Here is a 26,745-nt window from a genome sequence, read left to right on the forward strand (position 1 = left end):
CGCCCCGGCCTGCCGCCACGAGCAGCCGGCCGGGACGCCCGTCTCGGGATAAGGCCCGGGCGCCCCGCCTCGGACCACGACCCGGGCGCCCCGCCTCGGACCACAGCCCGGGCGCCCCGCCTCGGACCACGCCCCGGACTTCCGAGTCGCGGTCCGGTCGACGGCAGACGGACATCCGGTCGTGGTCGGCGGGGGACGTCGCGTCAGGCGAGGTCGAACCGGTCGAGGTTCATGACCTTGTCCCAGGCCGCGACGAAGTCACGGACGAACTTCTCCCGCGCGTCCTTGGCCGCGTAGACCTCCGAGATGGCCCGCAGCTGGGAGTTCGACCCGAACACCAGGTCCACGGCGGTGGCGGTCCACTTCGGTTCGCCGCCCTCCGCGCCCGCGACGCGCCCCTCGAACACGTTCTCGTCCGTGGCCGACGCCTTCCACTGCGTACCCAGGTCGAGCAGGTTGACGAAGAAGTCGTTCGTCAGGGTCTCCGGCCGGTCGGTGAACACGCCGTGCGCGGACCCCTTGAAGCCGGTGCCGAGGGCGCGCATACCGCCGACCAGCACCGTCATCTCGGGCGCCGTCAGGTTCAGCATGCTGGCGCGGTCCAGAAGCAGCGTCTCCGGCGACAGCTTCTCGCCCTCCGACAGGTAGTTGCGGAACCCGTCGGCCCGCGGCTCCAGTACGGCGAACGACTCCACGTCCGTCTGTTCCTGCGTGGCGTCCGTGCGTCCCGGCGCGAACGGGACCGTGATGTCGTGCCCGGCGTTCTTCGCGGCCTGCTCGACCGCCGCGCAGCCACCCAGGACGATCAGGTCGGCGAGCGAGACCTTGGTCCCGCCGCTCTGGGAACCGTTGAAGTCCTGCTGGATCCCTTCGAGGGTCCGCACGGTCTCGGCCACCTCGGGCAGTGCGTTGACCTCCCAGTCCTTCTGCGGCGCGAGCCGGATCCGAGCGCCGTTCGCACCGCCCCGCTTGTCGGTGCCGCGGAAGCCGGCCGCCGACGCCCAGGCCGTGGTGGCCAGTTGGGAAACGGTCAGCCCGGAGGAGAGGATCCGGCCCTTCAGGGCGGCGACGTCCCCGGCCGTCACCAGCTCGTGGTCGACCGGCGGCACGGGGTCCTGCCACAGCTGCGGTTCGGCGACCCACGGGCCGAGATAGCGCGAGACCGGACCCATGTCCCGGTGCAGCAGCTTGTACCAGGCCCTGGCGAACGCGTCGGCGAGCTTGTCCGGGTTCTCGTGGAAGCTCTTGGAGATCGGGGCGTAGACGGGATCCAGCTTCAACGCGAGGTCCGTCGTCAGCATCATCGGGGCGTGCCGCCTGGCGGGATCGTGCGCGTCCGGCACCGTGCCCTGCGCCGCGGGGTCCGTGGGGGTCCACTGCTGCGCCCCGGCCGGGCTCGTCGTCAGCTCCCAGTCATAGGCGAACAGGTTGTCCAGGTACCCGTTGTCCCACTTCGTCGGCTCGGTCGTCCACGCGCCCTCGAGCCCGCTGGTGATCGTATCGACGCCCTTGCCGCTGCCGAAGGAGTTGTGCCAGCCCAGGCCCTGCTGCTCCAGCGGGGCGGCCTCCGGCTCCGGACCGACGTACTCGGGGTCCACCGCGCCGTGGCACTTGCCGAAGGTGTGGCCGCCGACGATGAGCGCGACCGTCTCCTCGTCGTTCATCGCCATGCGCGCGAACGTCTCGCGAATGTCCCGGGCGGCGGCGAGGGGATCCGGATTTCCGTTGGGGCCCTCGGGATTGACGTAGATCAGTCCCATCTGCACCGCACCGAAAGGACCGGTGAGTTCCCGGTCACCGCTGTAGCGTTCGTCTCCGAGCCAGGTGTCCTCGGGCCCCCAGAAGACCTCCTCCGGTTCCCAGATGTCCTCCCGGCCGAAACCGAATCCGAACGTCTTGAACCCCATCGACTCCATGGCGCAGTTACCGGCGAAAACCAGGAGATCGGCCCAGGAGATCTTCCGCCCGTACTTCTGCTTCACCGGCCAGAGCAGCCGCCGCGCCTTGTCCAGACTCGCGTTGTCCGGCCAGCTGTTGAGAGGGGCGAAACGCTGCGCGCCGGAACCGCCGCCGCCGCGGCCGTCGGCGATGCGGTACGTTCCCGCCGCGTGCCAGCTCATCCGGATGAAGAGCGGCCCGTAGTGGCCGTAGTCGGCGGGCCACCAGTCCTGCGACGTCGTCATCACCTCGAAGACGTCGCGCTTCAGCGCGTCGACGTCCAGGGTCGCGAACTCTTCCGCGTAGTCGAAGTCCTCGTCCATCGGATTGGCCAGGGGCGAGTTCTGGTGGAGAACCTGGAGGTCCAACTGGTTCGGCCACCAGTCCCGGTTCGTCCTGGGACGAGTGCGCGCGGGGGTGGGGGAGGGGATTGCGGGGTTCTCGCTTTCGCTGCCGGACACGTCCGTCCTTCTTCCTGTCTCGGTGCTTCCATCTGGGTGCTCGCTCTTGACGGCGTCCGTATGGTCGCGCACCGCGGACCGCCCGGCGGAGAGAACACGCAGGGCTTCCCCGGCCAAGAAACTTTCCCGCTCGGGCCGGGCGGGAAAGGCCGACAACGGGAAGGATCGTACGATCATCGATATCGCTCCCACCGGTCGGGAAATCCCGGCGCTCATCACCGCCGGGTACCCTTCGGCTCCCTTTTCGGCCCCGTCACCGGCCCCGCCGAATCCTTTGTCCCGCGGAACCCTTTGTCCCGCCGAATCCTTTGTCCCGCCGAATCCATCGTTCCGCCGAATCCGAACGGGTGAGCCGTGATGAGTGACCTGCCGCAGCGGCTGCGGAGGCGCCGTCGGCGCATGCGCCCGCGGAGGGGTGAGGGATGACAGGGTTCACGGGGTGCGTGGTCGGCGCGCTACGGCCAACAGGTGCAGGCTGGACACCACGAGCTCGGGGCGGCCGTCGGCGAAGCGCGCGGCAGCGAGGGCAGCTCGCAGGGCCTTCGCGCCCAGGTTCTTCTTCCCGGTCCGGCGCTCTTCCGCTCTCAGGGCTTCGTAGGCGGGCCCGTGCAGCCCGTAGACCGCCAGGTCACCGAGGCCGACCTGCCCGGCCTCGGCGCAGAGCTCCGAGGGGTCGTGGTAGTACGTGGTGGGACCGTCTCGGCGGACGCGAAGCCCCGTCGCCGCGATGTCCAGCGCACGAGGCGAGTCCAGGTCAATGAGCTTGGCGTACCGGTTGAGGGCGGCCGCGGCGACCAGACCGCCGGGCTTGACGACACGATGGGCTTCCCGCCACGCACGGGCGCGCCCGGCCCCCTCCGTCAGGTGATACAGGGGACCGAGCATCAGCACGGCGTCGAACGAGAGGTCCTCCTGGTCGAGTTGCCGCGCATCACCGACCACGGCAGCCAGACCCTGCCGGCGGGCCTGCCGTACGTGCTTCTCCACCGGGTCGACGACGAGAACCTGATAACCGCTGTCCGCGAGCCAGCGAGCGTGCACCCCAGGCCCGCCGCCGACATCCAGCACGGACGCGGGCAGGGGCGGAAGGTGAGCACGTAGCAGCTCCCGCGTTCGCACCAGCTCGACCGTCCCGATGGTGCGCCCGGAAGTGAGGCGGCCGGACTCGTCACCGGCATCGTAGAAAGCGGTGATGTCGGGAAGGAGAGCCATGTCGACCTCCGGGGGGGAAGAACAGGGCTGCCGATCGAGCATGACACGGCCGAACGGCCGGCCGCTACAACCGTCCGAGGGTCGGGGCAGGCGCGGCGCCTTCCCCGAACACCGTCGGGGAAGGCGCCGGGCCGCACGCGGTACCTCCGGTCAGTCGGTGACCCGCACGACGCCCGAGGCCGTCGCCTCCGCGCCGACGCCGTCGGCAGGGGTGGAGGTCAGCCGCCAGGTGTAGGCCCCGGTCGCCACGGGAGTTCCCGCGTCGGACGTGCCGTCCCAAAAGACCCGTACGGCGCTGAGGGTCCCTCCACCCGTCCAGGTGCGCACCACCTCGCCGGTCGCACGGTGGGTGAGCGTCACCCGCCAGGACGCCGCGGGCTTGGAGAGCCACCATGCGGCGCCCCACTCGGCGTCGCCGCCCTGGACCAGGGTGCGAGGCGCGGCGGTGCGGGCGACGTCCAGCGGGGAGACGCCCTGCTGCGGCGCGGTGACGTGGACGGTGTCATCCGTGCCGATCCAGGCGAGCTTGCCGGCCCGCGCGTCGAGGGTCCAGGTCGTGCCGCGACCGTCTCCGCTCGCCGGCTGCTTGAGGCCGGTGACGGTGCCGAGATCGGCCGTCCCGCCGTCGCCCCGCAGCGCCGTGAGGCGCAGATCGCCGGATCCGTCACGGTGGGCCAGGAAGCGGTCGCCCAGGAGGACGCCCGACGCCGGGGCGGGGTAGGTGCGCCCGGTTGCCAGGTCGCGCACTCCTGCCGCGCCCAGGGAGGCGCAGCTCCAGTACAGCAGGGTGCCGCTGCGCTGGAGCTCGTCCGGGACGCACGCGGTGCCCAGCGTGACGGTCTCGGTCACCTTTCCGGTGAGCAGGTTGACCACCCTCACCGTGCCGGGCTCCTTCAGCGCCGGCTTGAGCAGCCACTTCTGCTCCAGAACGGCGGCCTGCGCGGGCTGTTCGCGGACGACCGCGTCGCGCGCGGTGTCCACGACGTACTGCCGGCCGGCCGCCTCGTACAGCACGAACTCCGGCGCCGTGTCGATGATCCGGCCGTCCTTGCCCGGCAGTGTGAACCTGTCCGTCGGGTGCTCCGGGTCGTCGCCGGTCACGAGCACGTCCGCACCCGTGGCCGGGTCCTCGACCAGCCGGGCCAGCCCCTCGTCGGTCCCGTCGGCGAAGCGGTCCGCCGCGAGGCCGGGGAAGTCGGGGAGCGCCGCTCCCTGCGCCGGGTCGAGGCCGGTTCCGATGCCCGAGCCGTGCAACGTCTCCTTGCCGGCCAGGGAGTTGACGTACCGGAGCCGTCCACGGTCGAGGCTCAGCGCCTGGATGTGGCCGTCCGCCGTCTTGGCCCCCGGCACTTCGCGCAGCAGCAGGTCGAAGACCAGTCCGGAACCGTCCACGCTGAAGTGGCGGATGGCGCGCCTGCCATCGGCGCCCTTGCCGAGCGCGACGAGCGAGCCCCCGCCCTCGGCGCGCAGGAAGGCCGTCTCGACGTCGCTCAACAGCGTCCGCTCGACCTCCGCCCCGGCGAAGGGGGTCAGGCGCAGGGGTCCTCCGTCGCCCTCGTACCAGAGCACGTTGTCCCCCACGACGAAGGACGTGACCTTGCTGTCGGCCGCCTGCGTGGCGAGCGGCACGACCCGCGGGGCGGCAGCCATGTCGGCGCGCGCCATGACCCGCACGCCCTGCTCCCCGCTGCGCGAGAACCAGCTGACGGTCTCCTGCGTGATCCGGAAGCTGCTCGCGTCGCCGGTCACGGGCAGCGGCTCGACGGTGCCGTTGTACGCGGTGAGGACGCCGTAACCCGCGGTGCCGTCGGCGTTGCGGTATCCGATCACGAGCCGGTTGGAGTGGGCGCCGAGCAGCACGGGCTCGGCCCCCGTGGTGGCTCCGGCGGGGAGTCGTACGACGGGGTCGACCGCCGGGTCGCCGCCGCGCGCCACGCGCAGCTGGTAGTTGCCGCCGCCCTGGTCCACGGTGGCCAGCACCCAGCCGTTGGCGACCCGCGGGTGGAGGTAGCCCGCCGGCAGGGTGGAGGTCCTGGTGAAGCTGGGGTCCTCGACGCCGATCCGCACGAGGTCCGTGCCGCCGTCCTCGCGCGCCCTGGTGTAGACGGCGCGGTTGAACTCGTCGTGTCCCTGGACGATCGCGGCTTCCGGTACGCCATCGAGCTCAGGAACGGGCTTCGTGGCGCTGTTGTACGTGTTGGTCCAGAGGTAGCCGCCGCCCTCGCGGTGCAGTACGCCCTGGCCGCCGGTCGCCAGTACCGTCTCGGCCCCGTCGCCGTACGCGTCCGGCGCGGGTATCAGGACTTCGGCCGCCTCGGCCGCGTGAGCCGTGGCCGGCAGCACGACGGCCGGTCCTGCGGCGAGGACGGCGGCGACGGCGGCCACGGTGGCGGCACGCCGGGTGCGTCGGGTTCGGCTGGTTGTGCGCAGGTGACGAGACACCTGACCCCCCATTTGTTAACAGGCGAAATTCCGAAATCGAGCTGTGAACACGGTCAACACTACACTTCTGGGCAGGAGTTGTGCACGTCATTAGCGCCACGGGTGCGGGGGCGCAGGCCGCCGGGCGCGCGGCCCCGTGTTACGTTCCTTCATTTCGTCGGGCGACCGGGAGCGTGGGGTGACGGTGGTGCCGGAGACAGGGACGCCGGGGCCGGAGGTCACGGCGCGGGTGCGCAGGAGGCCGCAGCAGGCGCGGAGTCGGGCGCGGGTCGAGGCGATCCTCGGGGCCGCCGACCGAATTCTGTCCGATGAGGGCTACGAGGCGCTGACCATGCGCCGGATCGCCGAGGCGGCGGGCGTCCCGGTCGGCAGCATCTACCAGTTCTACCCCGACAAGAGCGCCGTCGTGGACGCCCTCGGGCAGCGGTACCTGGAGGCCTTCGAGGCCGCCATCGACGAGCTCGTCGCGCGGGCCCTCGCGGGTGAACTCACCGACCTGGTCGGCACGATGGTCGACGTCTACGCCGAACTCTTCCGGTCCCAGCGGGGCGGGATGACCCTGTGGGCCGGCCGGCATCTGAGTCCCGAGCTCGCGCGCGCCGACGAGGCGAGCAACGCGCTCATCGCCGACGGGCTGCGACGGATCATGGAGCACCTGACCGGCGCGCCCGGCGGCGAGCGGGCCCGCCGGGCGTCGCGCGTGGTGGTGTGGGCCGCCAACGCCGTCCTGCACGAGGTCTACAAAGGGGACGGCGAGCCGGACCCTGAGGCGCTCGACGAGCTCAAGCACATGCTGAACGCGTACTGGGGGGACCTGCGGGGCCGGTTGAGGGGCGACGCTGAGGAGTAGCGCCGGTGGACGGGTGTGGTCCGACCCCGCCCGCACGTCTCGTTCGGCGCACCTCGCGCGCTTCCGCGGTCCCGCCCGCCACGGCCGCGGCTCCGCCGCCCACCGCGCGCGGTCCCGCGACAGCACCGCCCGCGGGCACGGCCGCGGCACGCACGTCTCGCTCCGGCCCGGCACGGCACGGCGCGGCGCGGCGCCCAGATCTCGCCCCCGCCCGGCACGGCACGACCCCAGATCTCCCTCCGGTCCGGCACCTGCCGGACCGCGGCTCACGCACACCCCTAGAACGTGAACATCGGTTCATGTTACGTTCCCGCTCGCCGTGAACGGCGTGCCCAGCCATGTGAGCAACTCCCGCTTCAGCGTTGAAGGCAGGTGCCTGTGACAGCCAGCTCCGCCGATCCGACCCGGGTTCCCCGACTCCCGGCCGACTTCGTCTGGGGCGCCTCGACCGCCGCGTACCAGATCGAGGGCGCGGCCGACGAGGACGGCAAGGGCGCGTCGATCTGGGACACCTTCGTGCGCCGCCCCGGTGCCGTCCTGGACGGGCACACCGGCGACGTCGCCTGCGACCACTACCACCGGTTCGACGAGGACGTCGCGCTGATGCGCCGGCTCGGGCTCGACGCGTACCGCTTCTCGATCGCGTGGCCGCGCGTCCTGCCGACCGGCGCGGGCAAGGTCGAGCCACGGGGGCTGGACTTCTACGACCGTCTGGTCGACGCGCTGCTCGCGGCCGGAATCGCGCCCACCCCCACCCTGTTCCACTGGGACCTGCCGCAGGCCCTGGAGGACGAGGGCGGATGGCTGAACCGTGACACCGCGTACCACTTCGCCGAGTACGCCACGGTGGTCGCGGACCGGCTCGGCGACCGGGTCAAGCGCTGGATCACCCTGAACGAGCCCTTCGTGCACATGTCCTTCGGCTACGGCTTCGGGGTCCACGCACCCGGCCGTGCCCTGCTCCTCGACGCCCTCCCGGTCGCGCACCACCAACTGCTCGCCCACGGCCTGGCGACCATCGCGCTGCGGACGCGCGTCCCTGACGGACAGGTGTTGATCGCCAACAACTGCACGCCCGTACGCCTCCGTTCGGACGCGAAGTCGGCCGGGGACTCGGCAGCGGCCTCGGCGTACGACGTCCTGCACAACCGGCTCTTCAACGACCCCGTGCTGCTGGGCGGTTATCCCGACCTCACGCCCTACGGCATGTCCGACCCCAGCTGGGGCGGCGTGGTGCGCGACGGCGATCTCGCCGCCGTCGCCCAACCGCTGGACGGGCTGGGCATCAACTACTACAACCCGACCTGGATCACCGCCTCCGCCGATCCGACCGCCGGGCTGCCCTTCGACCTCGCCGAGCCCCAGGAGGCATACGAGCGGACCGCGTTCGGCTGGCCGGTCGTCCCCGACGGACTCACCGAGCTCCTCACCGGTCTCAAGGCCCGCTACGGCGACGCCCTTCCGCCGCTGTGGATCACCGAGAACGGCTGCTCGCAGCCCGCCGGCCCGGAGGACCGGGCACGCATCGACTACCTCGCAGGCCACATCGCCGCGGTCGCGGAGGCGCACGCCCGCGGGGTGGACGTGCGCGGCTACTTCACCTGGTCCCTGCTCGACAACTTCGAGTGGGCCGAGGGCTACCACCAGCGCTTCGGCCTGGTCGAGGTCGACTTCGCCACCGGGCGCCGCACGCCGCGCGCGAGCTTCGCCTGGTACCGCGACCTCATCGCCGCCCAACGGTCCTGAGCGGGGACCCCCATGGCCCACGCCCCGGCTGGAGACCCGAGTGACCCGCGAGACCCGATGCATGCGCGAGGCCCGGGAGACGCGATGCATGCGCGAGGCCCGCGAGACCCGATGCATGCGCGAGGCCCGGGAGAAGCGCTGCATGCGCGAGGCCCGGGAGAAGCGATGCATGCGCGAGGCCCGGGAGAAGCGATGCATGCGCGAGGCCCGGGAGACGCGAGTGACCCCCTGGACACAGGAGACGTGAGAGACGCGTGCGTCGTGGCGGGTCCGGCGGCCGCCGGCGCCGTCCTCGCCGAGCCCACCGACCCGGTCAGGGCCGGTTGGACAGCGAGGCTCTCGCTCGCCACGCTCGCCGTCTTCATGGCCTTCATGACGCCCATCCAGATCCTGCTGCCGCTCCAGTTGGAGCAGATCGACCCGGACGACAAGAACGCCGCGCTCTCGCTCGTCACCGGCCTGGGAGCGCTCGTCGCCGTGCTGGCCAACCCCATCGCGGGCGCGTGGTCGGACCGGACCACGAGCCGCTTCGGCCGCCGCCGGCCGTGGATCCTCGGGGGCGCGCTCGCCGGCGCGGCGGGACTGGCGTTCACCGCCTCCCAGCACACCGTCGCCGGCGTCGCGGTGGGCTGGTGCCTGGCGCAGGCCGGCCTCAACGCGATGCTGGCCGGGGTCACCACCCCGATCGCCGACCGCGTCCCGCTCACCCAGCGCGCGCAGGTCTCCGGCTGGACCGGCCTGATGCAGTCCCTCGGCCTCGTCCTCGGCGCGCTGATCACCACCGCGCTCGTGACGGGGGTCCGCTCCGGTTACGCCGTCCTCGCCCTGCTCACCGTCGCACTCGCCCTGCCCTTCGTCCTGCGACACGGTGAACCGGCGCTGCCCCGGGCCCTGCGCCCCGCCTTCGCCGTGCGCTCCTTCGCGCGTTCCTTCTGGGTGAGTCCGCGCAAGCACCCCGACTTCGGCTGGGCCTGGCTGACCCGGTTCCTGATCAACCTGGGCAACGCGCTCGGCACCCTCTACCTCTTCTACTTCCTGGCGGACGCCGTCCACCACGCCGACCCCGGCACCGGCGTCCTGATCCTCACGGTCGTCTACACCGCGTGCGCCGCACTGACGGCGATCCCGGTCGGCGTGCTGTCCGACCGCGTCGGCCGCCGCAAGACCTTCGTCGTCCTGTGCTCGTTGATCATGGCCGCGGCGGCGCTCCTGCTCGCCCTGCTCCACACCTGGCCCTCCGCCCTCGCGGCGGCGGCGGTCCTCGGTGCCGGCTACGGGATCTACCTCGCGGTCGACCAGGCCCTGGTCACCCAGGTACTGCCCGAGGCCGCCGACCGCGCCAAGGACCTCGGCGTCATCAACATCGCCAACTCCGGCCCCCAGGTCCTCGCCCCGGCGCTCGCGTCCCCGGTCATCGCCCACGCCGGCGGTTACACCGGCCTCTACCTCACCGCGGCCCTGGCCACCCTCGCCGGCGGCCTCCTCGTCGGACGCATCCGGGGCGTGGCCTGACGTCGGCCGGCCGGGACCGGGGACCCATACAGCGGCACTGCGGGGCAACGGAGGGGACTGCCCCCGGCGGCCGTGCGCTGCCGACAGGACGACGTCAGCGGCTCCGGCCCCGGGCCCGACGGCATATCCGCTGGACAGACCGGCGATACTGCCCGCATGGCCGTCACCCAGCAGCTCGCCCGCGTCCCGGCGGAGTACCTCGCCGCCTGCCGCCGCTCGGCGGAGGCGTCTCCGGACGGTGATCCCCGGTGGGATCCGCCGGCACCGGACGTACTGGACCTGGACTGGGCGCCCGCCCTGCTCACCCGCCTCGGCGAGGCCACCGGGCTCGACGCGGTCCTGCTCGACGCCCTCCGGCAGGCGACGGACGGCGACACCGGGATCGGGCTGGGCTTCCTCGACACGCATCCGCACGCGATCGGCCCCTTCGGCCCCGCCCCCACCGCGCTGTCCGCCGCCCAGGTGTCACGCGTGTCCGGACTGCTCGCACGCATCGACGCGCCCGCCCTCCTGGCGGCCCTGCCCGCCGACGAGCGCGACGCCGCGCCCCTGATCGGGCACGGCGCCGACCTCATCGCCGGCGGGCCGCGGGCGTACCTGCTGAAGCACTTCGACGCCCTGCGGGACTTCTATCTCGACGCGGCGCGGCGCCGCCTGCTCGTCGTCCTCTGGTGGGACTGACCCGCCGCCCTGCTCCCGGTCACGCGTCCCAGGTCACCGGGAGCCTCTTCACCCCGTAGATGTCCGCCGTCTCGGGGCGCAGGGCGACCTCGTCGGCCGGAACGGCCAGACGCAGGGTGGGGAAGCGACCGAGGAGTGCCGGAAGGGCCACGCGCATCTCGATGCGCGCGAGTTGCGCACCCAGGCACAGGTGGATGCCGTGACCGAAGGCCAGGTGGCCGCCGGACTTGCGGCGGATGTCGAGGACGTGGGGGTCCTCGTAGCGCTCGGGGTCACGGTTGGCGGTGTGGTAGGAGAGGACGACCGTGGTGCCGGCCTCGATGATGTGGCCGCCCACCTCGACGTCCACCAGCGCGGTCCGGTGGAACGACTTGGCGACGCTCAGGTAGCGCAGCAGCTCCTCCACGGCCTGGTCGACGAGTTCGGGCTCCGAGCGCAGTGCGGCGAGCTGGTCGGGGTGCTGCAGCAGGGCGAAGGTGCCGAGGGACAGCATGTTGGCCGTGGTGTCGAAGCCGGCGGCGAGGAGGATCAGGCTGATGCCCTTCAGCTCCTCGTCGGTCAGGTCGCTGTCGGCCAGTTCGCTGAGCACGTCGTCGGTGGGGTGCGCGCGCTTCGCCGCCACCAGGTGCGCGAGGTACTCCTGGGTCGCCGTGTAGGCGGCGATCAGGTCCTCGTCGCTCGTCTCGCCGTTCATGAACGTGTCGATCTGCTCCTGGAACGAGTCGCGGTCCTCGTACGGCACTCCCAGCAGCTCGCAGATGACGATGGTGGGGATCGGCTTGGCGAACGCGGCCACCAGGTCGGCCGACGGTCCCGACGCCTCCATGGCGTCCAGGCAGTCGGCGGTGATCTGCTCGACGCGTTCGGTGAGCAGGCGCATCCGCCGGGCGGTGAACCTGCCCACCAGCGGCTTCCGGTAGCGGCTGTGCTGCGGTTCGTCCATGAGGAGGAACTCCCCGGGCGGCGCCGGCGGGAGCTCGAAGTCGACCACGTTCATCAGCTCCTTGCGGGAGCTGAAGCGCGGGTCGGCCAGGATCGACCGGACCAGGTCGTGTCCGGTGACCATCCAGCCGGGCTTGCCGCCGGGGTGGGTGTAGCGGCTGATGGGGCCGTGCCGCCGGGCCTCGGTCAGCTCGGCCGGCGGGTCGAAGGGACAGCCGGCCTGACGCTCCGTCGGCAGGGTCGTGACGGTGTGCAGGGATTCACTCATGACCATTCCTCAGCTCGCGGCTTCACCTGTTTGGCGCATCACGAAAGCTACGTTGCGTTCACATGTTGGTCAATCAACCCATGCACATAACTGCATCTCAGAGGCCTTAAATTGGTGCAATGACGTGAAGGCCGAACGCAACATGGCGTTGCAATGGCCAGCCGCGAAGACAATGTCGGCCATGAGGTAATTGGTTTGCCGCCTGCCGTCGGGGCCGATAAGAAGCCAACATGCTAAAAGGCACCAAGGTCGGGCTCCGGGCCCGTCACGAGGACGACATCCCGATCCTGCGGACCGAGCTCTACGACGACGTGGTCAACGCCTCGCGCGCCGAGGCCGGTCCGTGGCGTCCGATCAGGCCCGACTCGCAGGACCCCCGGCTCATGGTGGACGACACGCAGCAGGGAAGCGTCCAGTTCTCCGTGGTGGAGCTGGCGGGCGGCAGCCTCGTCGGCACCGCCACGCTGTGGGGCATCGACACCCACAACCGGACCGCGCACATCGGGCTCGGACTCCTGCCGTCCTGCCGTGGCAAGGGCTACGGCACGGACGTCGTCGCGGTGTTGTGCCACTACGCCTTCGTCGTGCGCAGCCTGCACCGGCTGCAGATCGAGACGCTGGCGGACAACACCGGGATGCTGCGCTCCGCGGAGCGCAACGGCTTCGTCCGCGAGGGCGTCCTGCGTTCCTCGGCCTGGGTGATGGGCGAGTTCCTGGACGAGGTGCTGCTCGGGCTCCTCGTCCAGGACTGGAAGCAGGGCACGCCGGTCTAGTCCGTCTCCTTCGGATCCTGCCGGGCTCGCTCCCATGCGGTCGTGACCGGCAGGGCGTCGGCCCTGCCGGTCACGTCACCTCACCTCATCGACGCTCAGTAGCCCACGACCAGGTAGGTGTCCTGCGAGGACTCCCGCGGCACGGAGACCGTGTCCCACCAACGGCGCTGGGAGGAGGTGCAGTTGTACGAGTTGTACGACTGCACGTTGACATCGTACTTCCACCACCAGCCGCCCAGGGTGTTGGTGCTGCCCGGCGCGATGTTCCAGCAGTTGTCGACCCACTCGTTGTCCTGGTTGTACCCGGACACCTTCACCGAGTAGGCGTGGCCGGACCGGTCCTGGAACCTGATCTGCTGCCCGTTGGATCCGGCGGACGCGGGTGTCGCGGTCGCGACGAGCGCGAGAGCGGCGCCGGCGACGGCGACGGCCGCCGCCCCGGAACGGATGCGGAGTGACGAGAGCATGTGGTGACCCCCTGGTGACGCGGCCGGCCTGCGCGGGTCGCCGCGACCGGACACGGACGCGCCCGGGGCGACGATCGCACGACGCGGGGCCGGCCTCTCTGACTTCGGTCGTTGTCGATCGAACGACGCCCACCCTAGGAATCGGGTGATCTTCCCACTGTGCTGTCAGCGCGGACTTCCTTGACGCTCAGCGCGCGGAACTCGGTCGGGCTCATGCCGTACGCCTCGCGGAACGCGCGACTGAACACCGCCGGACCGCTGAACCCCCACCGGGCGGCGATGACGGCGATCGGGCGAGCGGCCGACCCCGACCTGTCGAGGTCGATCCGGCACTGCTCCAGGCGGCGCCGCCGGATGCGGCCCTGGACGGTCTCCCCCGTCCCCTGGAAGAGCTGGTGGAGCGTCCGCACCGAGATGCCGTGCCCGGCCGCGATCGTGGCGGGCGTCAGATCCGGGTCGCCGAGGTGGGCGTCGAGGAAGGCGTGGATCCGCCGCAGCAGTGCCTGCGTGCGGACCTCTGCCGGGAGTCCCTCCTCGACGTCGAGGCTCTGGGCCAGAGTGGCGGCCAGCAGGTCGACGGCGACCGAGCCCAGACGCTCCAGCTCCTGCGGGGCGCACTCGTCGGCGTGCGTTTGGAGGGAGCGCAGGAAGGCGGCCAGGACGGCCGCCGTACCGCGATCACCCGGGATACGGCTGCCGAGCAGACGGTCGACGTGGCGCACGCGCAACGGCAGTGCCTCACGCGGGAGTTGCAGCATCAGCAGTCCCACCGGGCCCGTGCGGACGGGGATCTCCGTGTCCGAGGGCCGCGAGGTGTCCCAGAACACGAAGTCCCCTGCCCGCACACTGCAGTCGTTTCGGTGCTGGGAGAGGGACGCGGCCCCCGTGTGCAGCAGCCCGATCTGGTACTGCTCGGGGTCGCCGCGCCGGATGAGGGCCGGCGTGCGTCTCGAACGCAGCGGTGAGAAAGTGAAGTTCGCCACCCGGACGCCCCCCAGTTCCAGCACGGCCGCCTCCGCCTCGAAGTCTGCGGGGCGCTCGGTGCTGAGTGCCGTGGGAATCACCTCGCGCGCGACGACGTCCGCGAACCACTCGAACCGCTCCCCCGGCGGCAGCTCTCTCGCCGACACCTCTGTCCACATCGCGCCCCCCGGCCGCTCGTCCCTTGATCCCTGGTCACCGTTCAGCGATCCCCGTCACCGGTCGCCGACGGCCGGCGGCTGAGGGCTGGTCGTGACCACCGGTCGCCGATCGTGATCACCCGTCGCCGACCCGGCGGTCGCGTGATCACGTTCCTTGATCCAGATCATGCAACGCCGTGGGGCCCGCACCGGCACCGTTCGCCGCTCGGCGTGGCGCGCGGCGGCCTCGGCGTCACCGTCGGCCAGCGGAGGCGAGACCAGGCGAGACCAGGCGAGGCGAGGCCTGGCCAGGCGAGGGGACGCAGCAGGGGCCGGGGAGGGAACGCAGGAGGAGGAGGAGGCGACGAGGGGGCCTCCGGAAGGTCGTTCCTCGAATCCGGTCACACTCCCGGCCCCCGGTCCGTCAGTGCTGTGAAGACACCGAAGAGGCCGCACGAGGCCCCTGCGAAGGAGAGAGACCATGACGAAGCCGACGACCCCCTCGATCTCCCGGATGCCGAACCCCGGCGAGTTCGTGCCCGAGCTGGCCGACGTCAGCGCCGCCCTCTTCCGGGCCACCGGGAACCGGTCCGTGCCGCGCACCACGTTCCACCTGATCCACCTGCGGGCCGGGCAGATCGTGAACAACACCTACCTGACGATCCTGAACACCGGCTTCCTGCGGAAGGCCGGCGAGTCCGAGGAGCGCATCACCGCCGTGGCGTCCTGGCAGGACGCCCCGTACTTCACCGAGGCCGAGCGCGCGGCCCTGGCCCTGGTCGAGGCCACCCTGCAGCCGGCGCCGACCGGCCGGGAGCGGGTCGGCGACGAGCTGTACGCCGAGGTCGCGAAGCACTACGACGAGAAGGCCATGGCCACGCTGACCATCGCGATCGGCCAGATCGGCTTCTTCATCGCCCTGGCCGTCATCGGCAAGCCGCAGCCGGTGGCCTCCCTCTCCGCCCGGCAGTGGGACTGACCACGGGGACGCCGGCGCCACGGCGGCGTGCGGGTCACGCCGCCGGGTACTCGCGCAGGGTGATGTTCTCGGCGGTCCTGCGGGCGATCCTGGCTGCCATGTTCTTGCCGGGGAGGTACGGCATGATCTTGTAGTAGCGGTTGAGGGCCGCGGCGGCGAAGCGGCTGCCGGGCACCATGAAGCCGGCGACGCCGTCCCCCATCTTCTGGCAGCCCTCGGCGTACGCACGCATCTCGCGCTCGTAGCGGGCGAAGGCGACCGTGTGGTCGCCGCCGGCGGCCGCGAGTTCGCCGGCGAGGACGTAGGCGCCGACGAGGGCGAGGCCGGAGCCCATGCCCGAGAGGGAGGACGGGCAGTACGCGGCGTCGCCGAGCAGCGCGACCCGCCCGCGCGACCAGCTGTCCATGCGGACCTGGCTGACGGAGTCGAAGTAGAAGTCGGGCGCGTGGCGCATGTCGTTCAGCAGCCGGTCGCTCTGCCAGCCTCCTCCGGCGAACTTCTCGCTCAGGAGGGCCTGCTGGTGGGCGACGTCACGGCGGTCCACGTCCAGGGCCGGGGAGCCGAAGTAGAACACGGCCTTGGCCTCGGCGTTGTGGCGGGCGCTGTACATCGCCACCATCCGGTTCGCGGTGCGGTAGGCGTGGCCGGTGTGGTCGAGCCCCAGGTGGTTGGCGGTGGTGAAGATGGCGCAGTAGACGCCGAGGTGCCTGACGAAGTCCTCCTCCGGACCGAAGGCCAGCCGCCGGGTGGTGGAGTGCAGCCCGTCCGCGCCGACCACCAGGTCGAAGCGGCGGGGCGCACCGCGTTCGAAGGTGACGGAGACCCCATGCGCGTCCTCGGTGAGCGAGGTGACGGAGTCGCCGAAGAGGTACTCGGTGTACGGGCTCGTCTCGTCGTACAGGATGCGTGCCAGGTCCCCCCGGAGGATCTCGACATCCCCCGCGAACAGGTCCGCCGGCAGCTTCGCGACGGGCTTGCCCGCGGCGTTGACGTACGACATGGAGCCCACCCCCGTCCGGGCGCGCCGGACGGCGTCCAGGAGGCCCATGCGGCGCAGCACCGCCAGGTGGGCGTCGCCGCGGAAGTCGACGGCGTAGCCGCCGTCCCGCAGCGCGGGGGCGCGCTCCACGATCGTCGCCTCGAAGCCGTGGCGGTGGAGCCAGTGGGCGAGGGCGGGGCCGGCGACGGAGGCTCCGGAGATGAGGACCGAGAGCGTCTTCCGCCCCGGGTCGCGCTGCGCGTCCGGCTGCGTGTTCTTCTGCGTGTTCTTCTGCGTGTTCGTCATGGGTACGAGCTTGTCCGGGGCCGCTCACCGGACGCTCACCCGCCGCTCACCGCGCCGGTGAGCGGCGGCCGTACGCGTTCACCCCGCGCGCAGGACAGCCTCGACGGCGGCCTCCGGCAGGCCCATCAGGCGGAGCGTGTCCGGGATACCGGGGCCCAGGCCGGCCACGGAGGCGGCGGCCCGGCGGTAGTGGTCGACGGCCGAGGCGAGGTCGCCTCGGGCCTCGGCGACCCGGCCGAGGCCGGCCAGGGCGCACACCCGGTTGCCGAGGCTCTTGACCCAGTGCGGGTCGATCCCTTCCAGCGCCTCCGTGTACAGCCGTCGCGCCTCGTCCAGGTGGCCGTCGAGGAGCGCGAGGTCGCCGAGACCGCGCAGGGCCGCGCCGAGACCGGCGGAGCTGCCGCCGGCGCGGGCGAGGGCGGCGGCCTCGGCGTAGTCGGCCCGCGCCTGGTCGGGGTCCCGGGCGACATGCAGGTCGCCCCGGTTGACCAGGAGGTCGGCGGAGTCCTCCCGGGCGCCGAGCTCACCGGTGAGGGCGAGGGCGCGGTCGGTCAGCGCGACCGCCTCCGTGCTGTCGCCGCGCGCGGCGGCGAGACCGGCGAGGGCGTCCAGGGCCAGCGCCGAGCCCCAGCGGTCGCCGAGGGCGCTGAAGCGCTCGACGGCCGTACGGAAGGCGTGCGCGGCGCGGTCGGTGTCGCCTTCGCTCAGCGGCCCGTACCCGGAGACGTACGCGGCGACGGCCCGCGCCCACGGCTCGGGGCAGCCGTGCTGGGCGGAGACGAGGGCGAAGGCGGCCTCCGGGTCGGTCTCCCCGGCGTTCCGCATCATCCACAGCAACAGGGCGGCCGGGTGGCGGCCCGCCCGGTCACCGGGCCAGACGGTCTCCAAGGCCCGCTGGGCCGCGGCACGGTGGCGCCGCCAGGCCGCCTGTCCGGCGGGGGAGGCCGCGGCCAGCAGCACGCAGACGGCGTACTCCTCGGCGAGAGTGAGAGGGGCCGGTCCACCGGCCGCCTCCTCGGCGGTGTCCCCTTCGTCGCCCCCCGCGGCGCCCGCGAGCGCGCCGAGCACGGCCGTCGCGTGCGCCGCGGCCGTGGCCGACGCTCCGCGGATCCACAGTGAGGTCGCGGCCGAGGCGAGCAGCCGAAGGGCGGTGCCGGTGTCGTGCCTGCCCAGCGCCCGGCGCAGCGCCGCGGCGAGGTTGTCGTCCTCGGCCGCGACGCCCGGCAGCCATTCCAACTGGGCGGCCCCGAGCAGATGCGGGCCCGCTTCGTCGAGGAGGTCCAGGACGTGTGCGGCGTGCAGCCGTCCGGTCGTCCCGTCCTCCCCTGCCTCGCGCAGGCGCTCGGCGGCGTAGGCGCGGACCGTCTCCAGCATGCGGTAGCGGCCGCCACCGACGCTTTCCAGGAGCGACTTGTCGACCAGCGACTCCAGGGTGTCGCCGTCCATGCCGCACACCTCGCGCGCCGACCTCGGGGTGGCGCCGCCCGCGAAGACGGCGAAGCGGCGTGCCGCGCGCTGCTCGTCCGCCGAGAGCAGCTCCCAGCTCCAGGAGACCACCGAACGCAGCGTGCGGTGCCGCTCGTCGGTGCCACGGCTGCCGCGGGCCGTCACGGCGAGCAGGTCGTCCAGTCGACCGGCCAGTTCGGCGAACTCCAGGGTGCGCAGTCGCGCCGCCACGAGTTCGATCGCCAGCGGCAGTCCGTCGAGCGCGGCGCAGATCCGCCGTACGGCCCCGGGGTCGGGCGCGGACTCCCGGCGTACGGCACGGGCCCGGTCCTCGAAGAGGCGTACCGCCGCGTCCTCGTCCAGCGGGCGGACCTGCCACACGTGCTCGCCGATGACCCCGAGCGGCTCCCGGCTGGTGGCCAGGACGCGCAGTCGCGGGCAGGTCGTCAGCAGCCGTGCCGCCAGGGCGGCGGCCTCGTCGACGACGTGCTCGCAGTTGTCCAGGACGACCAGGAGCGGGCGGTCCGACAGCGCCGTGATCAGGCGGTCGACCGGCGTCCGCGCTGCGGCTGCCGACTGGAGGCCGCTCTCCCGCAGTCCGAGCGCGCTCAGGAGCACCTGCGCCGCGCCGGATCCGTCGCGCAGCGCGGCCAGTTCGACGAAGCACACGTCGTCGCCGGCGGCCGCGGCCGCGCGGGCGACCTCGGCCGAGAGCCGGGTCTTGCCGACCCCGCCGGGGCCGGTCAGACAGACCAGGCGGGCCGTGCGCAGCAGGGCGGCGACCTCGGCGGCCTCGGTGTCGCGGCCGACGAAGCTGGTGAGGGGCGCGGGCGGTGCGGTGGGCGCCGGTATCGTGACCGCGGTCAGCAACTCGGCGTGCAGCGCGCCCAGTTCGGCCGAGGGGTCGGCACCGAGTTCGTCGGAGAGGTGCCGCCGGGTCTCCTCGTACACCAGGAGCGCCTCGGCCTGGCCTCCCTGGGCGAACAGGGCCCGGATCAGCAGGGCGGCGAAGCGTTCGCGCAGCGGATGCGCGCCGACCAGTTCACGCAGCTCCGGCACCAGGCCGCGGGGGTCGCCCGAGCGCAGTTCGGACTCGATCCGGTCCTCCACGGCGGCGAGCCGGAGCTCCTCCAGGCGCGCCGCGGCCGCGCGGGCCGACTCGCTGTCGGGGAGCCCGGCGAACGCGGGCCCCCGCCAGAGGCCGAGCGCCCGCCGCAGCAGCTCCGCCGCGCGGGGGGCGTCCCCCTCCCGCAGGGCGGCGTGCCCCTCGGCAGCCAGCCGCTCGAACAGGACGGCGTCCACGACCTCTTCGGCGTCCGCCGGCCTTCCGGCACCTGCGACGCTCGCGACTCCTGCGGCTCCTGCGGCGGCCGAGTCACGTGTGACTTCCGTGGCGCCCGAGACGCCTGCGACGCCTGCGACGCCGCCGGCCTCTCGGGCCGGGTCGGTTTCCCCGGCTTCCCCGGCTTCACCGACTCCTGCGACTTCCCCGTCCTGCTCGGCTCCCCCGGCCTCCTCGGCCCCTCCGGCTTCCCCGACTCCTGCGCTCTTCGCGCCTCCTCCGGCGTCGAGCACCATCCGGTAGCCGGCGCCGACCCGTTCGATCGTGGCTCCGGCCGGCAGGACCGCGCGGAGTCGGGAGACCTGGGACTGGACGGCGTGTGCGGACACCGTGCCGCCCGGCTCGATCTCGTCGGCGAGGCGTTCGGCCGGCACGACCGCGCCGGGGCGGACCAGCAGCAGTGCCAGCAGGGCCCGGCGCGCGGGTCCGCCCAGCGGAACCTCGGTGCCGTCGTCGTGCCAGGCCTGGGTGTCTCCGAGGATTCCGAACCGCATTCCGGCGATTAGATCACGATGCGGCGAGCGGCCCGAGGGAGGTGCCGCCCGAGACGCCGGCGGGCTGCCCGGTGCCGACGTCCCTGTGGGCCCGCCGGGAAGCCCCCCACGTCGCGACGTCCTCCGGCTCGCCGATGCGCCCGAGTCCGGCGCGAGAGCGCTCCGGCCCCGGCCCGTGCGAGACGGGCCGGGGCCTGACGGCCCGGAGCCGGCGGCACCCGTGCCGAGGCGCGCGAGCCGGTTACAGGCTCAGCGCGTCCTCCGCGTTGGTCATCCAGGCGGTCACGGAGTTGGTGGTGGGCGAGACGTTGAAGCCGGGGGTCGAGGCCTTGAGGGGCTTCTGCTCCAGGTCGGACTCGGTGCTCATGGTCATGGCGATCGAGTTGACCGTCTTGCCCTTGCCGTCCTTGGCACCGCCCATGAGCCCGGCGTACGCCGACTCGCCGGGCGCGAGCCGGATCGCCTTCTCGATGGCGGGCGCCTTGCCGCGCTCCGTCGCCTGGCCGTCGAGGTCGCCGAAGGTCACCACGGGGTGCCCGAGCGCCTTGCACGGCTTGCCGCTCTTGTTGGTGATCTTCAGCAGGTAGCTGCTGGTCGTGGGCTCGGCCAGGCTCGCGGTGAAGGTCACGTCGAAGGTGCTGCACGGGAACACGTCGTAGTCGGGGTCGGTCGGTCCGCCGCTGCCCCCGGTGGACCCGCCCGTCGAGCCACCGGTCGAGCCACCGCCGGTCCCGCCCGACGAGCCACCGCTGGTCCCGCCCGACGAGCCGCCGGTGGAGCCCCCTGTCGTGTCCTTGCCCGGCGTCGCGGTCGGCTTCGCCGACGGCGTGGGCGCCGCGGACTTCGTCGGGGTGGCCGGTGCCGTCGGCGCCCCGGCGGCGCCGTCCTCGGAGGGTCCGCAGGCGGTGAGGGCGAGGCTGGAGACGGCCGCGGCGACGGCGAGGGCGGCGGTTCTGCGAACGGTGCTCATGGTGGTGTTCCCCCGAGTCTGTGAAGTACGTGGCGCACTGGGCTGACCAGTATCCTCCCCAAGAAGTTTCACGACTTCATGACAGTCTCTCGCCGGATTCACCACAGCGCCGAAGGGGCGGCCGCGGGACGCGGCCGGCCCCCCTCGGCGCCACCGGTCAGCGGGCCCCGGCCTGCGGGACCGTCGCCCTCACGAGCTCGTCGATCAGGGCGAGCGCGTCGTGTGCCGCGTACTCCTTGGCCAGGTCCGCGGCGCGCTCGGTGAAGGACGAGGTGCCGAGGACGGTGTCCACGGCGGCGCGGAGGGCGTCGTCGGAGGGGTCGGCGGTGCGGAGGTTGACCCCGGTGCCGCTCCATTCGACGCGGGCGGCGACCTCGGGCTTGTCCTCGGTGTCGCCGCCCACGACCAGGGGGACGCCGTGGGCGAGGGCGGCCTGGGTGCCGCCGTAGCCGCCGTTGGTGACGAGGAGGTCGGCGAGCGGAAGGAGGTCGGCGAAGGGCACGTAGCCGGCCACGACGGCGTTGCCGGGGATCGCGGGCAGCTCGGCGGCGAACTGGGCGGCGGCGTCGGGGCGCCCGGTGGCGGCCACCACGAGGACGTCGTCCCGGTCGGCGAGGGCCCGCACGGTGGGGATGACGAGCCGCTTGAGGCCGGTGTTGGCGAGCGTGCCCTGGGTGACCACGACGACCCGCCTGCCCTCGGCGCGGGCGCGGACGAGCTCGGGCCACCAGGCGGGCGGCTCCTGGCCGTCGGCGGCCGGGATCGGGATGGCGCCGACGAAGCGCACACTCGCCGGGAGGTCGCCGCGGGGGTACTCGAAACCGGGGACCGTCAGCTGCAGGAAGGCGTCCGCGGCCTCGACCAGGTCACGGCCGAGCCGCCGGTCGGGCAGGGTGACGCCGGCCTCGGCGAAGCAGCCGCGCAGATACGCGTCGAGCGGGGCGCGCTGCTCCGCCATCGCGGCGGCGATCGCCGCGTACTGCTCGCGCTGCGCGTCGTCGGTGGGCGGCAGCAGGCCGAGCATGTGCGGCGCCGTGTCGCGGCTCTCGATGCCGAGGGGCGAGATGCCCACGCTGAAGACGGTCGGCCGGCGGCCCGGCGTGTCGCCGAGGGCGAGGGCCACGCCGCCGAAGAAGAGGTTGTCGTGGAGGACGGCGGTCGCCGGGAACTCCGCCAGGAGCTCCTTCAGGGCGCGGAACTGAGCGGGCGTCGGGTCACCGAAGACGTGCTGGACGTCCCACATGATCTGGGCGGGTCCCGCGGGGATGCCGTCACGCTCGGGGAAGCGGGCGGAGAAGTCGCGGTCGTCGTAGTCCGCCTCGGCGGGCAGCGCGCGGAACGCGGGTCCCGCGGCCCGGACCTGCTCGGCGAAGCGCGCTCCGCCGAGGAAGACGACCTCGTGGCCGAGCCGCGACAGATGGCCGGCGATCCGGAGCAGGGGCCCGTGGTGCCCGGCCACCGGTGTGGCGGCGACGAGAATTCTGGACATGGCGAATCTTCCCCCTGGGTAGGGCCGTTGTACGGCCGTCATGTGCTTGCGGTGTGGTCGCTGTGCAGTCGTGGCGCGGTCGTGCCGCAGTCGTGGCGTGGGTGTCGCTCGAGCATCCGTATGACGCGCGAAGAGAGCGTACGACCTGCGGGAACGCCCGCTCAAAGGGTGCGTGCGCGACGGCGCGTCCTGCCCGCCTCAGGCGTAACGTCCGCGGCCCCGCTTCGTCTTGGCCGCGGCGCGCCCGCGGAAGAGCCGCTGGTAGTCGGCGTACTTGTCGCCACCGATCCCGAGCGAGGCGCAGATGCCGGCCACGGTCCCGGCGTCGTCCGCGTTCCCGGTGAGGCCCAGGTGGGCGAGGATCCAGAACCCCTCGTGGGCGGCCGCGCGACAGGCGCCCTCGATCCGCGCCTCCTCGGGCGACAGCCCGCGGGGTGCGTGACTCGCGCCCAGGGCGATGCGGCGGAGGGCGTCCAGGAGCTCCTCGCGGGCCGCGGGCGAGACGTCACCGGCCAGCGCCCCGAGGATGACGCCCACGGCCGGCGGTGTGCACTCGTGGACGTCGGTCTCCACCACGACGTGGTCCTGCAGCGTGTACCCCTGCATGTCCCTGACGTCCTCGGCCGTGAGGATCGCCTCGAAGAGCAACGGCACGTGCTCCGCGCTGTCCCCGCACCCGCACCCCAGTGCCGCCCAGTCGTGCCGGCCGAGCTCCGCCTTTACGAGCTCGCTCATCTCCATGCCGCCCCCTCCCCCGCGCCCCGGCGCTCCCCGTGCTCCCGGTGCTTCGCCCACCCTCTCATCTCCCGTGACGGTGCCCGCGCACGGTGCGTTCTTCCGGCATGACGGACGTGGTGGGACCGACCGGCGCCGCACTCACCACGTGCGCCCGCTGCCCGCCCCGAGCGACACCGCCCCCTTCGGCTCGTGCAGTTGACACCGACGGGTGGAGAGGATGCGCCTATGGCTTGTCCCTTCCACCCGTCTCCGCCGGTCGTACCCGCTCACCGCCTTGACGAAGGCCGGTAGCCACCGACCCCACCGCTTCTGGCCGTGGGCGCCGGTGGCACGAGCTCTGAACTCGACCTCCTATTCGGTGCGCAGGGCCGTGGCGGTTCGGGCCCTGGCAGCCCAGCCGGCGGGCAGGAGCGCACCCAGGGTGGCGATGAACAGGCCACCGAGTGCGAGCGGGAGCAGTTCGGTTCCGTGGTAGACGGCGATGACGGAACCGGGAAGGCGAAGCCCCACGCTGTCGCCCATCGCGGGGATGACCCACCCGTGCAGGGCCACCCCCAGCGGCACGCCCAGAGTGCCCGCGACCAGTCCGGTCACGACGACCGAGGTGAGGACCATCGCGACGGTCTGCCGGGGGGTCATGCCGAGCGCCTTGTGGACACCGATCTCCCGGACGCGCTCGCGGGTGTCGAGCAGCACGCCGTTGAGCACGCCTAGCGCGGCGACAGCGACGAGCATCAGCGTGAGGATCGCGGACAGCGCGTTGAGCGTGACGACCATGTCGCTGCCGGCGTCGAGCCCGCCGGCCCGGGCGGTGACACCCAGCGATGCCAGATCCTTGTTCAGCGTGTCGACGTAGGCGGGGACATCGGTGCCTGATGTGACCGCGATGTGATGGCTCGTCTCCGCCAGGTCGGGATGTGCGGCCGTGAGCGTCGAGGCGTCGGTGAAGACCTGCATGCCGTCGTTGCGGGGGTCGAGGACCTCGCCGACGATCCGGACCACGACCGGCTCGACCAGGCCGTTCAGGGTGACGGTGTCGCCGATACGGGTGCCGGTGGCGGCGAGGAACCGGGTCGGGACCACGGCCTCTCCGGGCTTGTCGATCCAGCGGCCCGAGACCATCGTGTAGCCGCCCCAGGAGGCGTCGCCGGTGAAGGCGTGCACGTCGATGGTGCCGGTCAGGCCGGACAAGGTCGCCCGTACCGTGGCGGCACTGTAGTACTTCCCGGTCCCGGCGGCGGCCTTGATGGCAGCGGCGACCGCGGCAGGATCGGCCTCGGGCCTCTTCTCGGGGCCCGCGTTCCGGGGACCGAAGTCCGGCAAGGGCGCAGGCACGACCACATCTGCGGCGTCGTGGGCCCTGGCCTTCATCACCTGGCCGAGCGAGGCGCTCATCCCCACGGTGAACGTGACGGCGATGGCGCCGAACAGGATCGCCGTGCCCATGGCCAGCGTGCGGGCGGGCCGGGCGAAGGGCCGGGCCAGGCCCAGGGCGACCGGCTGCGGCAACGGCAGGCGTCCGGCCAGGCGGGCCGCCCACCGGCCGCGCCCCGCCGAAGCGGTACGCCCGACGGCGAGCGCATCGACCGTACGCAGCCGACCGGCCCGCCAGGCGCTCGCGGACGCGGTCACCGCCACCAGGCCGAGCACCCCGGCGATCACCGTCACGTCGACCCAGGGGGTGATGGCCAGGGACGAGGTGCCGTAGACCTCCTCGGTCTCGGCCAGTACCGGGACGGCGAGCAGGTGACCGGCAAGGACACCGAGAGCCGTGCCGACGGCGGCCGGTATCAGCGCCTGGCCCACGTAGGCTCGCACGACCTGGGACGGGGTGAATCCGACGGCCTTGAGGATGCCGATGCGGCGCGTTCCCGTGCCGACGGCCGACGCGACGACGTTGCCGACGATGAGCACCGACATGACCAGGCCCAGAGCGCCGAACGCGATGAGGAACGGCACGTAGACGGCGGTGTCGCGCTCGGCGGTCTCCTTGACGGTGAGCCATGACTGCACACCGACGGCCGTTCCCGGCGGCAGGGATTCCGTCACCGCCTCGCCCCCCGCGGTGACCTGCGCGACGGTGCCCGCGGCGGTGAAGCGGTAGAGCATCTGGTAGCCGCCGCTGCCGGGCGCGGTGAGCGCCGGCATCTGGGAGGGAACCACCCAGGCGTCAGCGGTCCGCGTGACCGAGCGGGCCACACCGACCACCGTCAGCGTCGGACCGCCGGACAGACCAAGGAAAGTGATCCTCATACCCAGGGTCGGGAAGAGCGGGGAGTCGGCGGACAGCACGATCTCGCCGGTGCGCGTGGGCCACCGCCCATCGAGCAGGGCCACCTCGTCCACGTCCCGTCCGGGATCGCCCCGGCCGACCACGGTCATCGGCCAACCGGGGCCTCCCCACCCGTCCGACCGCGGGGTCACCGTCGCCGTACGGAACGGCCCGGCCGCATCGCTCACCGCCTCGGCGTCCTTGGACCTCGACAGCTGCCCGGCGCTCACCTCGCCGTCGAACTGCACGGACAGATGCGCGCCGTGCTGCCGGGCGAAGGCGTCGTCGAAGGGCGCGCCGGAAACCACGAGCAGCGATCCGCCGAGGACGGAGGCGGCCACCGCCATCATCGTGGCGAGCCCGACCACCAGCGTCTGCACCCGGCGTCGTCCGACCCCCGAGCGCACCACCTTGCCGAGGGCGCTCATCGGGCGGTCTCCGAGGCGACGGCCTGCGACCGGACGTCTTCGGTGATCCGGCCGTCGGCGATCCGGACCGTTCGGTTGGTACAGGACCGGGCCAGGGCCAGGTCGTGGGTGACCACGACGATGGTCTGGCCCTCGGCGTTGAGGCCGGCGAGCAGCTCGCTGACGTCCTGTCCGGCGGCCGTGTCCAGGGCCCCGGTCGGCTCGTCGGCCAGGAGCAGCGCCGGTCGGTTCATCAGCGCCCGGGCCACCGCGACGCGCTGCCGCTCGCCGCCGGACAGCCGCCCCGGGTAGGCGCGGGCGTGCCGGTCGATGCCCAGCAGTGCCAGGAGTTCCGCCGTCCGGCGGTCTGCCTCGCCACGTGCCATACCCGCGAGGCGCGCGGGCAGGACGACATTGTCGGTGACGGTCAGATCGTCGAGCAGGTTGAAGAACTGGAAGACCATGCCGATCTTCGACCGCCGGTAGAGCGCCGATCCGGCTTCGCCCAGCTGGTCCACCCGCACACCGTCCACAGTCACGGTTCCCGTATCGGGCCGGTCCAGGCCCGCGATCAGATTGAGCAGCGTGGACTTGCCACTGCCGGAAGGGCCGAGGATCGCGACGGCCTCGCCGGGCTGCACGGTCAGCGACGCCTCACGCAGGGCGGGCGGGCCGTCGTCGTACCGGCGGCTCACCTCGCGGAGTTCGATCACCGGCATGGTCATGAAGGGCTCCTTGGGTACGGCCAGTTGGCTGCGTGAACGCTAGGAGCGGGACCGGCCGGCACGCGTCGCCCGCCCGAACCCCTTGCGGTACCGCACTCGGATGAGCCCCGGAAACGTCATCCCTGCGATGTAGGCGGGTGATGTATCCGGTGCGGTCGGAATGACCACCGGGACGGATTCCGCGG

General features: G+C 72.7%; 19 protein-coding genes. 6 read left to right on the plus strand and 13 right to left on the minus strand.

The genetic code is table 11. The annotated features are described in order from the left end of the window. Window positions 1-203 precede the first annotated feature (203 nt). From katG to ACIRQF_RS05320, 3 genes are all read right to left on the minus strand, one after another. Entirely contained in the window at window positions 204-2,399 is a 2,196-nt protein-coding gene (katG, locus tag ACIRQF_RS05310) for a catalase/peroxidase HPI (protein ID WP_404089013.1), read from the minus strand. A gap of 432 nt (window positions 2,400-2,831) precedes the next feature. Beyond that, window positions 2,832-3,611 (minus strand): class I SAM-dependent methyltransferase, encoded by a 780-nt coding sequence (locus ACIRQF_RS05315; RefSeq protein ID WP_404089015.1) that lies wholly within the window; start codon window positions 3,609-3,611, stop codon window positions 2,832-2,834. Window positions 3,612-3,761: 150 nt separating this feature from the next. After that, on the minus strand, window positions 3,762-5,996 hold the full coding sequence (locus ACIRQF_RS05320) for a FlgD immunoglobulin-like domain containing protein (protein WP_404089017.1): 2,235 nt from the start codon (window positions 5,994-5,996) through the stop codon (window positions 3,762-3,764). A gap of 235 nt (window positions 5,997-6,231) precedes the next feature. On the opposite strand from ACIRQF_RS05320, the gene ACIRQF_RS05325 reads away from it, so the two are divergent. The 4 genes from ACIRQF_RS05325 (at window position 6,232) to ACIRQF_RS05340 (ending at window position 10,842) form a co-directional block, all read left to right on the plus strand. Then, window positions 6,232-6,903: a TetR/AcrR family transcriptional regulator gene (locus tag ACIRQF_RS05325; RefSeq protein ID WP_376630955.1), complete on the plus strand. Its 672-nt coding sequence runs from the start codon at window positions 6,232-6,234 to the stop codon at window positions 6,901-6,903. Window positions 6,904-7,275: 372 nt separating this feature from the next. Further along, the gene (locus ACIRQF_RS05330) at window positions 7,276-8,649 is read left to right on the plus strand and encodes a GH1 family beta-glucosidase (protein WP_404089019.1); all 1,374 of its coding nucleotides are present in this window, start codon (window positions 7,276-7,278) and stop codon (window positions 8,647-8,649) included. Between the two features lie 243 nt (window positions 8,650-8,892). Then, window positions 8,893-10,161 carry an MFS transporter gene (locus tag ACIRQF_RS05335; protein ID WP_404089021.1) on the plus strand — a complete coding sequence of 423 codons (1,269 nt, stop codon included), beginning with the start codon at window positions 8,893-8,895 and terminating at the stop codon, window positions 10,159-10,161. A gap of 156 nt (window positions 10,162-10,317) precedes the next feature. Further along, entirely contained in the window at window positions 10,318-10,842 is a 525-nt protein-coding gene (locus ACIRQF_RS05340; protein WP_376630961.1) for a DUF1877 domain-containing protein, read from the plus strand. A gap of 19 nt (window positions 10,843-10,861) precedes the next feature. On the opposite strand, the gene ACIRQF_RS05345 is transcribed toward ACIRQF_RS05340, so the two are convergent. Beyond that, entirely contained in the window at window positions 10,862-12,052 is a 1,191-nt protein-coding gene (locus ACIRQF_RS05345; protein ID WP_404089023.1) for a cytochrome P450, read from the minus strand. Window positions 12,053-12,282: 230 nt separating this feature from the next. On the opposite strand from ACIRQF_RS05345, the gene ACIRQF_RS05350 reads away from it, so the two are divergent. After that, window positions 12,283-12,825, plus strand: coding sequence for a GNAT family N-acetyltransferase (locus ACIRQF_RS05350; protein WP_404089025.1), 543 nt, complete (start codon window positions 12,283-12,285; stop codon window positions 12,823-12,825). A 95-nt stretch (window positions 12,826-12,920) separates the two neighbouring features. Here the strand turns inward: ACIRQF_RS05350 and ACIRQF_RS05355 are convergent, their stop codons facing one another. Next, window positions 12,921-13,292: a hypothetical protein gene (locus ACIRQF_RS05355; protein WP_389750289.1), complete on the minus strand. Its 372-nt coding sequence runs from the start codon at window positions 13,290-13,292 to the stop codon at window positions 12,921-12,923. 134 nt (window positions 13,293-13,426) lie between these two features. Continuing rightward, complete coding sequence (locus tag ACIRQF_RS05360; RefSeq protein WP_404089027.1) at window positions 13,427-14,422, minus strand: helix-turn-helix domain-containing protein; 996 nt, start codon at window positions 14,420-14,422, stop codon at window positions 13,427-13,429. A gap of 472 nt (window positions 14,423-14,894) precedes the next feature. Between ACIRQF_RS05360 and ACIRQF_RS05365 the strand changes: the two genes are divergently transcribed. Then, entirely contained in the window at window positions 14,895-15,392 is a 498-nt protein-coding gene (locus tag ACIRQF_RS05365) for a carboxymuconolactone decarboxylase family protein (RefSeq protein WP_376630971.1), read from the plus strand. Window positions 15,393-15,426: 34 nt separating this feature from the next. Here the strand turns inward: ACIRQF_RS05365 and ACIRQF_RS05370 are convergent, their stop codons facing one another. From ACIRQF_RS05370 to ACIRQF_RS05400, 7 genes are all read right to left on the minus strand, one after another. Further along, a complete protein-coding gene (locus ACIRQF_RS05370; RefSeq protein WP_404089029.1) occupies window positions 15,427-16,677 on the minus strand; it encodes an FAD-dependent monooxygenase in 1,251 nt (416 codons plus the stop codon). Window positions 16,678-16,755: 78 nt separating this feature from the next. Next, window positions 16,756-19,959 (minus strand): BTAD domain-containing putative transcriptional regulator, encoded by a 3,204-nt coding sequence (locus tag ACIRQF_RS05375; protein WP_404089031.1) that lies wholly within the window; start codon window positions 19,957-19,959, stop codon window positions 16,756-16,758. Between the two features lie 241 nt (window positions 19,960-20,200). Then, window positions 20,201-20,929 carry a DUF4232 domain-containing protein gene (locus tag ACIRQF_RS05380; protein WP_382478328.1) on the minus strand — a complete coding sequence of 243 codons (729 nt, stop codon included), beginning with the start codon at window positions 20,927-20,929 and terminating at the stop codon, window positions 20,201-20,203. Window positions 20,930-21,086: 157 nt separating this feature from the next. After that, window positions 21,087-22,418, minus strand: a complete 1,332-nt coding sequence (locus tag ACIRQF_RS05385) for a nucleotide disphospho-sugar-binding domain-containing protein (RefSeq protein ID WP_404089033.1) — start codon at window positions 22,416-22,418, stop codon at window positions 21,087-21,089. 198 nt (window positions 22,419-22,616) lie between these two features. Then, the gene (locus tag ACIRQF_RS05390) at window positions 22,617-23,153 is read right to left on the minus strand and encodes a hypothetical protein (RefSeq protein WP_404089035.1); all 537 of its coding nucleotides are present in this window, start codon (window positions 23,151-23,153) and stop codon (window positions 22,617-22,619) included. Between the two features lie 354 nt (window positions 23,154-23,507). Beyond that, the gene (locus tag ACIRQF_RS05395; protein ID WP_404089037.1) at window positions 23,508-25,856 is read right to left on the minus strand and encodes an ABC transporter permease; all 2,349 of its coding nucleotides are present in this window, start codon (window positions 25,854-25,856) and stop codon (window positions 23,508-23,510) included. Continuing rightward, the gene (locus ACIRQF_RS05400) at window positions 25,853-26,560 is read right to left on the minus strand and encodes an ABC transporter ATP-binding protein (protein ID WP_404089039.1); all 708 of its coding nucleotides are present in this window, start codon (window positions 26,558-26,560) and stop codon (window positions 25,853-25,855) included. Before ACIRQF_RS05400 ends, ACIRQF_RS05395 begins: the two co-directional genes overlap by 4 nt. Window positions 26,561-26,745 lie beyond the last annotated feature (185 nt).

This window comes from Streptomyces sp. NPDC101191, from assembly GCF_044767915.1.
GTDB lineage: Bacteria > Actinomycetota > Actinomycetes > Streptomycetales > Streptomycetaceae > Streptomyces.